The sequence below is a fragment of the Cutibacterium namnetense genome, assembly GCF_001642025.1.
In the GTDB taxonomy this organism is placed as follows: Bacteria; Actinomycetota; Actinomycetes; order Propionibacteriales; family Propionibacteriaceae; genus Cutibacterium; species Cutibacterium namnetense.
Genome location: NZ_LWHO01000001.1, coordinates 65,933 through 78,882, shown reverse-complemented (window position 1 = coordinate 78,882; position 12,950 = coordinate 65,933). Strand labels below are relative to the sequence as shown.

At 60.5% G+C, this 12,950-nt stretch carries 8 protein-coding genes; 1 reads left to right on the top strand and 7 read right to left on the bottom strand.

Translation table 11 applies throughout. The annotated features are described in order from the left end of the window. Positions 1-2: 2 nt before the first annotated feature. The 3 genes from A5483_RS00300 to A5483_RS00290 form a co-directional block, all read right to left on the bottom strand. Complete coding sequence (locus tag A5483_RS00300) at positions 3-719, bottom strand: SURF1 family protein (protein ID WP_063810646.1); 717 nt, start codon at positions 717-719, stop codon at positions 3-5. Further along, a complete protein-coding gene (locus A5483_RS00295) occupies positions 712-1,659 on the bottom strand; it encodes a D-alanine--D-alanine ligase family protein (RefSeq protein WP_082863946.1) in 948 nt (315 codons plus the stop codon). Before A5483_RS00295 ends, A5483_RS00300 begins: the two co-directional genes overlap by 8 nt. A gap of 335 nt (positions 1,660-1,994) precedes the next feature. Then, on the bottom strand, positions 1,995-3,374 hold the full coding sequence (locus tag A5483_RS00290) for an aminotransferase-like domain-containing protein (RefSeq protein ID WP_417033714.1): 1,380 nt from the start codon (positions 3,372-3,374) through the stop codon (positions 1,995-1,997). Between the two features lie 159 nt (positions 3,375-3,533). Here A5483_RS00290 and A5483_RS10965 point away from each other — a divergent pair, with 159 nt between their 5' ends. After that, the gene (locus A5483_RS10965) at positions 3,534-4,220 is read left to right on the top strand and encodes a hypothetical protein (protein WP_082863945.1); all 687 of its coding nucleotides are present in this window, start codon (positions 3,534-3,536) and stop codon (positions 4,218-4,220) included. Here the strand turns inward: A5483_RS10965 and A5483_RS00285 are convergent. From A5483_RS00285 to A5483_RS11745, 4 genes are all read right to left on the bottom strand, one after another. Continuing rightward, complete coding sequence (locus tag A5483_RS00285) at positions 4,166-4,867, bottom strand: hypothetical protein (RefSeq protein ID WP_063810645.1); 702 nt, start codon at positions 4,865-4,867, stop codon at positions 4,166-4,168. The two genes, A5483_RS10965 and A5483_RS00285, sit on opposite strands and share 55 nt — an antisense overlap. Positions 4,868-5,123: 256 nt before the next feature. Then, positions 5,124-8,504, bottom strand: coding sequence for a PPi-type phosphoenolpyruvate carboxykinase family protein (locus tag A5483_RS00280; protein WP_063810923.1), 3,381 nt, complete (start codon positions 8,502-8,504; stop codon positions 5,124-5,126). 121 nt (positions 8,505-8,625) lie between these two features. Then, positions 8,626-10,410, bottom strand: a complete 1,785-nt coding sequence (gene uidA, locus A5483_RS00275) for a beta-glucuronidase (RefSeq protein WP_063810644.1) — start codon at positions 10,408-10,410, stop codon at positions 8,626-8,628. A gap of 35 nt (positions 10,411-10,445) precedes the next feature. Next, positions 10,446-12,941 (bottom strand): glycoside hydrolase family 31 protein, encoded by a 2,496-nt coding sequence (locus tag A5483_RS11745; RefSeq protein WP_063810643.1) that lies wholly within the window; start codon positions 12,939-12,941, stop codon positions 10,446-10,448. Positions 12,942-12,950: the final 9 nt, after the last annotated feature.

Sequence of the window (12,950 nt, the reverse complement as noted above, 5' to 3'; positions counted from 1 at the left end):
CGTCATTTTTGATGCTTACCTGCTGCCCGGGCGAAGGCGAGAGACATGGCAACGGTGAAAATCGCGAAGACCCACCACTGCAATGCGTAGCCGCGATTACGTTCGCCACCGTCACCCTTCGGGAGCACCGGTTGCCCAGGCGCAAGGCCCTGAGTGTGTGCATCCTTGTTATCGAGAGTCAGGGTTGCTGGCACCAAGGGCTGGGGCCACGTTTGAGTCAACACTTCCAGCCGGAGGGAGGGGAGCACGGCCGCTGGCATCTGTGGATTTCGGTGACCATCATCAGTCTCAGAGGCTGCGAGCACACCTGTCAGTGTCACGGAGCCAGAGGGCTCAGTCGGGACCTTCTTACCTTCCGAGAGCTCGCCGCGAACCACGGCGAGCGTTTCTCCAGATGCCAGCCTGACTCCCTCTACGACACGTACTGGCCACGATGTACCGATCAAGGTTGTGGTCGATGGTTCGAAAGTGCCCGTCACTGTCACCCGGCGTCCGTACTGGCCCATGACATCGGCCTTCTTGGGTGCCTCGCTCCAAGTGATTACTGGCTCGCTGATACGCGCTTGCGTTGAGTTATCTTGTTGGGACTCAAAAACGTTCATCTGCCACAGTCCGAGGAAGACCATGACTCCGGCAAGAATGACGCCGAACAGGATGATAAATACCTGCTTGATGCGCACAGCGGAGTGGGAACCTTCAGTGGGTGAACCGCTAGCCATGGTTGCGAGCGACGTCGTCAACTAGTTGGGAGCACACCTCGCCAAGGTCTAGTCCGGCAGCTTTCATGGCCACGGGCACAAGAGAGGTAGCTGTCATGCCTGGAGCGGCACCAGCCTCCAAGAAGACAGGACGACCGGACTCGTCCACGATCGCATCGACGCGGGATATCCCGGAGAAGTAGAGCTCCTTCTGCACGACTCGGACCATTTCGTCCGCCGCCTGGGCAACCTCATCGCTAATGTCTGCTGGAGCCGTTAGTCGCGTCTCACCGCCGGTATACATCGCCGAATAGTCGTAAACGCCGCCGACAGGGCGAACCTCGACGGCTGGCAGTACACGCGTGCCCTCTGAAGTCGTAATCATTCCTATTGCGAGCTCAGTGCCCGCAATGAACTCCTCGACCACAACCATGTCGTCATAAGCGTAGGCATTCGCAATGGCCTGAGGAAAATCGTCGATGTCGTCAATCTTTGTGACACCGAGGCTCGAGCCTCCGCGTGCTGGCTTGACGATGACTGGAAGGCCAAAACTCTCGGTAATCGAGCGAATGACCGTCCGAGCGCCGAGTTCACGGAAGATGTCATGGGGCAGCGCGACCTGCTGTGGTGTAGCAACCCCAGCTGCAGCCACAGCGCGGGACGCGATGGACTTATCGAAGGAGATACGGCAGGTTGCCGGTCCAGAGCCCACATATGGGATGCCCATGAGTTGAAGTACCTCAAGCAGGGCACCATTTTCGCCAAGTCCGCCGTGCAACATAGGAAACACGACGGCACTGTCATTAGCACGCAGAGTCTCAATGAGTGCAGAATCGACATCGGCTTCGACGACTTCGTGTCCGACCCGCCGCAGCGCCTGTGCGACGGTGCGACCAGACTTCAGGGAAATGTCGCGCTGGTGGCTGAGTCTTCCGGCGAGGACGACGACTGGTTGCAACATGCCCCTATTCAACCAGCGTCCGGACGATGACGACATGCCCGACCTCCCGGTATTTATAAACGGGGACAGATGATGGCAACGAATTGGGGCATCCTGTGCGAACGTTTGCTAGGAGTGCGATTGGGGCAGAGTGAGCTCGGTACCCATTAGGTCCCCGGCTACGCTCGTCATCAAAGCGACTAGCAAACGACAATCCTGTGGTAGAACTGCTACGAACCGAGTCCAAAGTTGGTCCCGAAAATCCGTCTGACATATATAACTAAGTCGACATAACGATATATCGATAGAAGGTAGGTCGGAGCTCTACCGCTGTCAGGCTTGACCCGTTGCTGGGATCACGCCAAGTTCGGACCTGGCCCTAGATCACGGGAATGACGCCGTTCGTCAGTCAACTCGAACGTCTCAGCAATATCCAACTCCTCGCGCACCACACCGGCCAGCCGCTCAACACCGATCTTGATGCGTTCGGGAGTTGGATAACAGAACGACAGGCGAATATTGCGCTGGCCACGGCCATCCGCATAGAACGCCGTCCCTGGAGTATAGGCGACGAGCTTCGTTACAGCTCGGGGAAGCATGGCAGCAGAATCAATCGTTCCCGGCATCGTCAGCCAGACAAAAAACCCGCCAGACGGACGGGACCATGTTGTCCCTTCGGGCATTGTTTCGGCCAACGAAGCCAGCATGGTGTCACGGCGAGTGCGGTACATATTGATAAAGCTGTCCACCTGAGCACGCCAATCCCAATGGGCCAGGTAGCTCGAAACCGCGAACTGGGAAAAGACCGGCGGGCATAGGGTCGCGGACTCTTGGGCAAGAACTAGCTTGTCGCGTACGAAAGGCGGCGACAGCACCCAACCGACGCGGAAGCCTGGCGCGAACGTCTTGGAGAAGGACCCCAGGTACACGACGTTGTCGGGATCCATCGACTTCAACGTCGGTAGTGGGTCCCCATCGAGGTTGAGTAGTCCGTACGGGTTGTCCTCAACCACCAACAGATCCAGCTCGTTAGCCACCGCCAAGATCTCCCGGCGACGCTCGGTGGATTGCGAGATTCCCGACGGGTTTGAGTGGTTGGGAACCGTGTAGAGGAATTTCACCGACCTGCCGTCCTGGCGCGCCACAGTCACTTTCTCACGCAGGGACTCCGGAACCAGCCCACTGTCGTCCATGTCAACGTGGATGACCTCAGTCTGGTACGAAGCGAACGTATTAAGCGCCCCGACATAAGCCGGCGACTCGGCCATGATGACATCGCCTGGGTCGCAAAAAATGCGCGTGACGAGGTCTAAGCCCTGCTGAGAACCACACGTGACAGTGACGTCGTCAGGATCTGCGACCAGCCCCTCGACGGCCATTACCTCACAGATGTGCTCGCGAATCTCGGGTTCGCCCTGCCCCGATCCGTACTGCATGACGACGGCGCCACGCGTATCGACAAGCTCTGTCAGCGACTCACTAACGACGTCAAGAGGAAGATCAGCAATATTAGGCATGCCACCGGCCAAGGAAACTACCTCGGGCCGATTCGCTACCGCGAACAAGGCGCGCACGGGAGAGGTTTTCAACCCTAGAGAGCGGGTGGAATACCGACCGTGGAACTTGTCAAAGGTGGTGTCTACTCGGTGGTTGGTGGTGGTTTTACCGGCTTCGGGAACAGCAGCAGCGGCATCAGCGTGCCCGTCATCGGTCGCAGGGACGGGTTGCCTGGTGATGTGGTCTTTGCTGCTCACCCTCCCACTGTGCCGTACCGGACACCCGGAAACCTAGAATGACACTCACCCAGGTGTGGTCTATTTCACCCATCGGGCGTCACAGGGGGCGCGGTGAGAGCCGTCGTCGACCCGCTGCAAGGCGCATCGGGAGGAGACATTATGCGAGTCAGACATTTGACGACGCTGAAACGGGAGGACACCCGGATTCTGGGAGCCGCCACCCAGCTGCGCCCATGGAAAATTGATCCTGATAAGGCTCTGCCAGCGTGGGCTGATGAAGCTTGCCAGCGGTGGGGATTCTATGGGGTCGCAAGTCGTCACGGGGACGAGATCGAGGGCATTCTGCTCGTTGCTCCCGAAACCTGTCTCCCGCCAGACCATCCGATGTCGAAAATTCCCCGCACACCTGGAGGAGCGGTTCTGGTGGGCCTTCTTCCTCATCGGAGCGACGCTTCGTGGGGGCGAGTGCGCACCTCTTTCCTCGCGGCCCGCCTACACGGATCCGTACCAGTCATAGAAGCCGGTGGCGTTATTGGGCCGTGCACCGATCCTCGTGTCGCCCCCGTCACCTGGTTGGAGTCGTGGGGATTTCAAGAGGTTGACCCCATGAGCGCCGGACCAATTCGCCGCATGAGATTAGATCTGCGGCGGTCAGTTAAAGCGGAAAAGAGCTGGACGGAACGCTGGTTCGGGTGGCTGCGCGGCAACGGTTTAGCCCCAGCTGATGTCGGACGATTGCGGTGGTCGACGGATTCAACGTGTCATGAGCACGACGACCCGGCGCCCATGGTTCAGACCAGTACGCAATCCCGGCAGCAGGCTTTACGAGAGCCACTGACCTGGTAGTAGAGGCGGCAGCTGCGGCGGTGGAAGGCCCGTCCGGCAGTGATACCGGGGCGTGGGTCGACCATGGCCAATATTTCTGTGGCGGCATCGATGGCTGTCCAACGTAAGTCTGGGCGACAGCGAGTCACCATGATGACCGAGGTGCTCACCGCTGAAGCCAGGTTGTCCCAGGCGACAATTTTGCTCAGCCCGGCGCCGATAAAGGCATTAGTGATCTCTTCAACTGCTGAACCGGTGATTATCGCTGGTCCTGGCTGCCAAGCCACGGACACGGGCACCGGAGCAGAAAGCACATCACGGAACCAGAGGTCCGCGAGCCGGGGAATATTGACATCGATTCTGAGGGTCCGGGCCGCGACGACCGGGACCACTAGCCTGGCGACGATTCCAAGTTGGGTTGCCGATAGTGCGACACGACGGGCGACCGGGCCATCCGCGGCAGGGACCGCGTGACCATGGCCCGCTTTCCCCGCATGGCGTTGGGCCAGGAGAGCCTCGTGGGTGTGGTCGACACGGCGGAAGAGGGTTCCGGGAGCGATGAGCTGAATTGCTGGAAGCCAGGAATCAGCGGGAGTGTCGCCCGGCCGATGATTTTCGACACAGACCCACTCATCGAAACCGGCTGCAGCGAGATCAACGACGTCCACACCCCCATAGTGCTGCCTCGCATGTCCGACAACAGGAAAATCGGGTGACGTGGGGTGCGAAAAGTCCCGCCTTGGTGAAGGTCGAGGCACTCATGTGCTCTGACCTCACCCGAGGCGGGATTTTTCGTCACAAGGATCCGCCGGTCCGGATATGTCACAAGAAGGTAGAGATCCGGATAGGTCACAGGGGGGATCGTTACGGAAAGCTGGGGGCAGTTGGTCGGCCCCGGGTGATATCACGCGGGGCCGACCAATCTCAGCGGAAGTTAACCTGCCGACCGAGAGTGCCCACCAACTGTTGGCGGTATTCAGCAGTTACGGCACGGTCATGGAACCTGCGGACTTGATCCAGGCGGGCCTGCACGTCGATCTCCTCGCAGGCGGACGCGTTGCGCGGATCAGCCATGAACTGCTCAAGGTGGGCGATTCCTCGCTCGGCGCGCTGTACAGCCTCGGCCTGTTTGGCGTCGAGGCGTTCGGCGTACCAGTCAGAGGCGAGCACTGACTCGCGGGTGAACATTTGCCGCAACTCGGGATCGTCGAGGGTCCAACCTTCCGAGCAGACTCCGTTGACCATGATCTCCAGCAAGGCCCGGATGGGCGGTACCGCTAGCGAGACCGTCCCGTCGTCGAAATAAGCCTTGGCCACTCGGGCGTGAGTCGTCGAGATCGTCCGCACTGAGTCAGCGAAGATGTCGGCGTCCTGCAATTCCGGACGCAGCATCTCGGGGGTGAAAACGGTGTCGGGGTGCAAGAAGATGCGCCCGAAGTAGGTGCGCATGAACTTCTCCGTCATGCGGTAACCCAGACGGGAGGCAAGAATGAGTTCGCCGTCCTTGTCGTAATCCTCCAGCTTCTCCAGGTAGCCACCCTCGATGAGGGTCTTGGCGTCCCTCTCGGTCGGTGACATTCGGCAGAAGATTTCCGGAACGAGCAGGGAGATGTCGTGGGCGACCTCGACCTTCGGGCCGATGAATCCGGCCGAGGACAGCCAGCCGTCGTATCCCGACAGCACGAAAGACAGGAAGGATGAGTTGAGGTCGAAGACCGCCGGCAGAGCATTGAACGGTGCCTTCGTCAGGGCTCCCTCCGAACCGGCTCCCGTCGTCGAAGGACTCTTGCCAGTCATCGAGGAGATGAACTCCATGAACAGTTCCGGCAGCTCCATATAGTGCAACGGGTTGTACGCACACAGGGCCGGGATTTTGCCCTCGGGCGGGTTGTTGCGACGCCCGGCGGCGACCACGTCGACTGGCAGGGGCAGCGGTTCGTCGATCGGCAACCCGTGGTACAGGTGGCTGGCTAGATCGGCGATCGCGGTCTCGCGCGGTTTGGCGATGTCCGGACGCACCTGCAGGTAGCGCGGATTGCGCGAGCGCACCCCGTCGATGAGACGAGGATCGGCGCTGGAAACGACGAACTTTGGCTCCTTCGAAGGGTCGGAGTCGGCGAAGTCCGACAGGAACGTGCGCATCGGTGGGGTGAACTTTGAGAAGGCCACTACGTCGTCACGCATTGCCCTGACGTCCTCGCGAGTCAGCGGTTGGTAGTTCGAGATGAACAAGTCTTGCCCGCTCATATCACGCTCGGTCTGAGTGTCGTACCCGCGGTAAATGGCGTCGTCGGGGCGCTGGAAGAGCAGCGCCTCGCAGTTGGCGACGACTTTGCGTGACAGGCCTTCAGGGCCGGTGACCATGCCCGGAGAGGTGACGATTGATGCTGTCATATCGTCTTCGGTCTGCACCTTGACGGCCGGGGCGTAGTCGTGGCGCAGGGTGAACAGCCGCCAGGCACCGTCGGGCTGGAACCCCACGCGCGCCATGCTCACTAGCACCTTCTGGCCGTCGAGTCGGACCATGTTGCCGTGCCGACCGTTCGTAGGAGCGACGCTGAAGTGGGAGCGCCAGTCGTCACCCCATTCCGGTTTGTAGTAGCGCTTGATGGTGAAGATCAGCTCCTTGCGGAAGGCCGGAATCGAGTTGATCCAATCGTTGTACCAGTCGGTGAAGTCCGAGGACGGGGTGAGGAGCTTGATGACCGAACCCACCGAACGCTCCGTCGAGAGGATCGGACGGTGGTCGATACCGTTGAGCTCGGGATCGGCGAACCGCGTCGAGAAATCCCGATGCAGGATGTCATCGATGGCATCCATGTCGGCCTCGAAATCTGGAGAGTAGGCATTGCCCCATAGGAAGGTGTCCGAGATGGCCTTGGAGATCTCCGACTTTCCACCACCGGAGACCGTGCAGCACTTGTGCAAGGTCGTCGAATCGCCGTAGGTGCCCTCGAGGTACCACTGGTCGTCGGCATCATTGTGAACCATGCGCATCCGATAGCCGGCGGGGGAGACATACTCGGTGTCGGCGCGCATTCGGATGGAGTGGTCACCATCGTCCCAGCTGACCGTGCCGTCACGTAGGCTGAACTTAGCGCCACCCGGCACGAGGATGACGTCGTCAATATCGAGTACCCGGGCCTGACCGTCCTTGAGCATCTCGAAATGATCCGGATTGGCCATGACGATGTCGGAAACTGTCTGGTCGCAGACTGGGGTGGCATATTCCTGGCCCTCGTTGTGGGAGATATAGGCGCGAGCGCCGCCGGAATGTTCCTCCTCGGCCAGGCCGAACAAGTTAGCTGAGTAGGAAATCTGGGTTTTGACCTCCTTCTTGCAGTAGCCGAAGTAATTGTCGGCAACGATGGTGAGGATGACCCCGGACTCATCACGGGCACACAGCTTGAACGGCTTGCCCTCGTTGTAGAGCTCAGACTCGTCAGACCAACACATCCCGTCGCGACGCTGACGGTCGGTCGCCTGGTCAATGTGGGGCAGATCAAGGTCCACCTTGCGGATAAGGTTTAGGTGCGGGGCGAGAATGATGCAACCGCTGTGGCCAGTCCAACCCGACGGGGCGAGGGCCGAGTCGTTGGCGGGCAGAAGGGGATCACCGCTGTTGCCAAAAATCCCCTCCACGAAGTCCAGGTTCGAGACCAGCCCGCCGGGGGCGAAGAACCGGATCTCCATGCGGCGCTCGGAGACGAAGCCAGGCACTTCGGGCACCACCAGGGGCCTCAGCAGCAGAGAAACCCAGGTGTGGGCCTGGCGGTCGACCGGTTGGGTGGAAGTGTAAGGCAGCAGAGTGTGCTCGGGCGGGGCCTGGAAGGCAAGGTCGAGCAGACGGGCGAAGACGTCGATCGGGACGGCCTTCTTGTCGTCGGGGATAGCCAGCCCGCCCTCGGCGACATGGAATACGCCAGCAGTGGTGCGCCGGTCATTACGCGGGTTGTGCAGTACTCCATTGGCCACTCGGTAGCTCGAGACAAGGTCGGAACTGAAATCGTCGCCGTCGACGGGTAATGAAAGTGCACGAGCGAGACCGGGCTCGTCAAGAGTCAAGGTGGTTTCGGGCAGTCGGGGGTGGACCGGGGAGTCCTCGCCTAGGTAGCGGTCGATGAATGTCTGGATACGACGGTCGGCTGGACAAAGGAGCTCGGGAAGCTCCCTCCTTAGCTCTCGCTGTCGGGCTAAGACTGGGGCGACAACGTCAATGTAGGAAGCGCGCGCGACCGTCGGCAGTGACAGACCGTTGAGCGCCAGTCGTAGATTCACGGAATCCATGTGAGCTTGAGTGACCATGAAGCCCATTGTGCCCGCCAGAGAGTGGTCCCATGAGGGAGTGGCCAGACGGTCAGCCGGCTTGGGCGGGGATGGGCGTCAGGGCATTCGCTCTCACGCCCACCGGATCTCCTTGCGGAAGCTACTGCTTGACGCCGCGCCACCTCTTGCGCAGGTGGAAAGCAGCCGATTTGGGTTGGCGATCCCGGGTGAAGATACCCTTGCGGTTGCCCCCGACGCGCATCGTGCCACTTGTGGTAGCGAAGTCCGCGAAATTCCAGATTTGCTCGCCGATGACGGCGTCAAAAGAGTCGAAGATCCGCTCATTCATCTTGAGCACCTCGACCTGGTACTCCTCGCTCCATGGCTCGGCGGGGATTTGGTGCAGACCGGGCATGGTGTCAGCGCCGTATTCGGTGATGATGATCGGCTTGTTTTCGCTGGCCCAGCCCGCCATCTCTTCTCGCCAATGACGCTCGGCGGCGGCCAGGTCGCCGGTGTCGACGTACCAGCCGTAGTAGCGGTTCAGCAGCAGAATGTCGGAGTACTGCGATACGCGGCACTTTCCGAACGGAGCGAGCATGACGTTGACGAAACTGACCGGACGGCTGGGGTCGGCCTCGTGGGCGACATCAAAGAGAGGACGGAAGTAGTTCTCGGCCGCTTCGGTCTCCGACTCGGGCTCGTTGGCGATCGACCAGATGATGATGCTGGGGTGGTTCTTATCTCGGTCAATAAGGTCGCGGATGACCTGGGCATGAACCTTCTGAGTCTCGTCGTTGATGGTCTCCGCGGAGAAAGTCGTATAGCCCTGGGTGCCAAAAATGCCGCCACCCAAGCCCATGTTCATGCCAACAGCAGGAGTTTCGTCGATCACGAGTAAGCCATGACGGTCGGCGTAGTCGAGGATGTGCTCGGAGTAGGGGTAATGGGAGGTGCGCAGTGAGTTCGCCCCGACCCACTCTAGGCAGGCGGCGTCGCGCAGCATGAGGGCGTCATTGTGGGCCTTGCCGATGGTTTGATGATCCTCGTGCATGCCGAATCCAGTCAGGTATACCGGCTCGCCGTTGATTAGCAGGCAAGTGCCGTCGACGCGGATAGTGCGGACGCCGAACGCTTGCCGGTAAGCATCAATCACCTCATCACCGTTGACCAGGGAGATTTCGGCCTCGTAGAGGTAGCCCTGGCCGGGTTGCCAGAGGTGGCCCGACGGGATGCGGGTTTGGGCGTTCGCGCCGGTTTCGTCAGCGACGACGTTGCCCTCATCGTCGAAAATCGTCACCCGAGTGGCTAAGAGGTCAGCATTGTGCGAAAGAACCGACCAGGTGACGATTCCGTCACCTCCGTCAATATCAGTGGTGATGGTGACGTCCTCAACGTGGACTTGGGGGCGGCTACATAGCCACACGTCGCGGTGGATGCCGGCGTAATTGAAGAAGTCGTGCCAATACTTCTGCTTCGGGCCCTCGGGGGAGTCGACGATAATGCCCGGCGGAATGGTCTGGAAGGACAGTCGATTGTCGACACGAACCGTGAGCCGACATTTTTTGCCAGCGCGGACATGGTCGGTGATGTCGACTTCGAAAGGGAGGTACCCGCCAACATGGCTGACGACCTCGATGTCATTGATCCAGACGGTGGCGGCATGGGTCGCGGACTCGAAATGAACAACGACGCGATTCCCGACCCAGCCACGCGGAATGCGAACCTCACGTTGATACCAGACCGGGCCAACGTAGTCGCGGGTGGCGGGGTCAGTGGAGAGATCCTGGTATGAAGCTGGTACTGCCATCTCGGTGCGTTCGGGCAGCAGCTGGGTGAACCATCGTTCGGTCTGGCCGCGGTCTTCGGGATCGAAGGCGAAGTCCCACATCCCCGACAGGCATTTCGTGTCCCGCGTGGCGGTGTCCTGTGGTCGCAGCATCATGATCTCCTTGTATTTCCGATAGTGGCGCTTGGTTTCTAGTTCCGGGTGGCGGTTTCGGCTAAGACCTCGATGGCGCGATCGTCTCCTGGGCGCAGAGCGAAGGCCATAGATCCCCACGGTGGCTGGTAGTCGCCTTCGACGCGGGTATGGACTGTCACCGTGGTATCGGTGTGATCGGCGGTCCAGGTGAGCCAATAGCCGTGGCCTTGGCGGTAGCCATCCGTGTGGCCATCGTCGTCGAAGAAAAAACCTTCTGAGTGGCCGTTGCCCTCAGGAAGGTAAAGAACGATCCTGTGCGGGGAGTTTTCGACCGTTTGTGTTGTGATGATCTTCTCGGAAGGTGCGGGCAGCGCGCACTGCGGGATCCCCGTTCCCGCGCGCACCAGTAGTGGCAGGCGCTCCAGCGGGGCGTCAAGGGTGACGGTACCTGGGTCGTGATGGACGCCGGTGTCGAACTCAAACCAGCCATCGGGGACGTTGGGGAGGGTAACGGTTCGAGTGGTGTGGCCCTCTTCGACGACGGATGCCACCAACAGGTCGCGGCCGAGTAGAAAGTCATCGGACTCCTCGATAAGGGTGTCATCAAGACTGAATACCGGGTTGACGATGGGCTCGCGTCGCTCCGCCGCCAGGTAGGACAGTGTGTACAGGAATGGGATAAGCCGGTAGCGCAGCCGGATCATCTCCCGGACGATGTCGGTGATCTCGGGGTACATCCACGGCTCATTGACCGAACCATCATCGTGCCAGGAGTGGATCGTGAAGCGCGTATGCATCACGCCGTTGGCTACCCAGCGGGCAAAAAGCTCGGCGCTGGGGCGGGCGGTGCCGGCGAACCCACCGACGTCATGGCCGAAATTAACCAGCCCAGACATGCTCATCCCCACACCCATCCGGGTGTTGTATTTCAGGGTGCGCCAGGAGGTGGAGTTGTCGCCACTCCAGGTCTGGGCGTAGCGCTGCAGACCCAGCGGCCCGGACCGGGAAATAAGGAAGGGGCGTTCGGCAGGGGCAGCCTCGCGTTGGGCTTCAAAGGAGGCACGGCTCATGAGAAGGGCCTGCACCGGGCGGATGCGGTCCAGCTCGACAGGGTGACCAAAACCGTCACAAGTGGCGTCCTCTGACCACAACTCGTACTCGTTGTTGTCGTTCCAGGTGGATTCGATTCCCATGTCGATGAGCTGGTGGCGGACGTTGTCCTTCCACCACTGCACTCCGCGCGGGTTGGTGAAGTCGACGTTGCTGCCGTGACCGCCCCAGAACATCGATGTTGCCGGTTTCCCAGTTTGGGAGTTGGTGACAAAAATCCCCGCTTCTGCCGCATCGCGGTAATAAGGGTGCGTCGTCAGCAGGGCTGGTTTGATATTTGCCGCCAGATGGAGACCGGCGTCATGAAACTGCTCGGTGATCTTGGTGGGCTGGGGAAATTTGTCACGGTTCCAGGTAAAGACGTAACGGTGCGAGCCGATGGTGGTGTAGCCGGACGAGAGTTGGAAGGAGTCGCACGGGATGGCGTGCTTTCGTAGCAGGTCGAGGAACTTTAGCAACTGGCGAGAGGCGTCTGGGGCGTCGGTGTAGTGCATCGTCGAGCCTGAGTAGCCCAGCGCCCAGCGCGGTAGAAAAGCCGGGTCGCCGGTCAGACGCAAGATCTGCAGGGTAAGACCGGAGACGTGGTCGGATGTCATGACCCAGTAGTCGATGTCGCCGCGGTCGGCCTGCCACGAGGTGAAGGGGCGGTGGTAGTTGTCGACTTCTGCCCCCAGATTGAACCGCGATGCCGAGAGGTTGTCATAAAAGATGCCGAAGGCACCGTTGGCGGTGCGGGTCATGAGGAAGGGTACGTGTTTGTACAGCGGGTCGGTGCGGCTGGCGTCGTATCCCAGGGCGTCCAGGCACTTCATGTCGAAGGTACGTCCGGTGCGCTCCAGGTCGCCCGACTTTTCACCGAGGCCGTAGTAATGATCATCGATGTTGCGGACCCTGTGGTGGGCGACCCGTCCGGTACGAGTTCCGATCTCGTAGGCGCCGGTAGGACGGTCTTCGCTGACTGTGACCCAGCCGCCAGCCCGGCGCTGCCAGGTCATCCGTAGCGGGCAGTCACCGACGATGACCCGCAGCGAATCGGTGCCAATGATGAAGGATTGCTCGTCTGGGTCTGGGGAGTCGATCGGCTTGTCAGGGTAGATCCCGGAAGGTTCCGGGTGGCTGGCGAGGTCTTCGGCGTTGGTGGTGACGGTTGTCGTTACGGTCACGTCCTCAACTGGCGTGACATTGCGGGAATCGCCCTCCCATGCCGAGGCAGGGGAGTGGTCGAGAAGATCGTGGGGACCCAATCCGGTCTGTGGGGTGACGTCGGGGCCGAGGCTGATACTCCAGGTCCGGTCGAGCTGCGGACCGGCGGCGTCGAAAATTCGCACGTGGGCGATGGAACGGGTCACAAATTCGACGGAGGCACACCATCGCTCGTCAATTGTCAGCTGGATATCCGGCGAGGTTATCTCGTGGTTGGTGATCCGCATGAGCGTGTCCATGATGTGCCT

Excerpts from the sequence above, each read along its gene's own strand:
- A5483_RS00300 (WP_063810646.1), bottom strand. The coding sequence starts at position 719 with ATGGCTAGCGGTTCACCCACTGAAGGTTCCCACTCCGCTGTGCGCATC.
- A5483_RS00295 (WP_082863946.1), bottom strand. The coding sequence starts at position 1,659 with ATGTTGCAACCAGTCGTCGTCCTCGCCGGAAGACTCAGCCACCAGCGC.
- A5483_RS10965 (WP_082863945.1), top strand. The coding sequence starts at position 3,534 with ATGCGAGTCAGACATTTGACGACGCTGAAACGGGAGGACACCCGGATT.
- A5483_RS00280 (WP_063810923.1), bottom strand. The coding sequence starts at position 8,504 with ATGGTCACTCAAGCTCACATGGATTCCGTGAATCTACGACTGGCGCTC.
- uidA (WP_063810644.1), bottom strand. The coding sequence starts at position 10,410 with ATGATGCTGCGACCACAGGACACCGCCACGCGGGACACGAAATGCCTG.
- A5483_RS11745 (WP_063810643.1), bottom strand. The coding sequence starts at position 12,941 with ATGGACACGCTCATGCGGATCACCAACCACGAGATAACCTCGCCGGAT.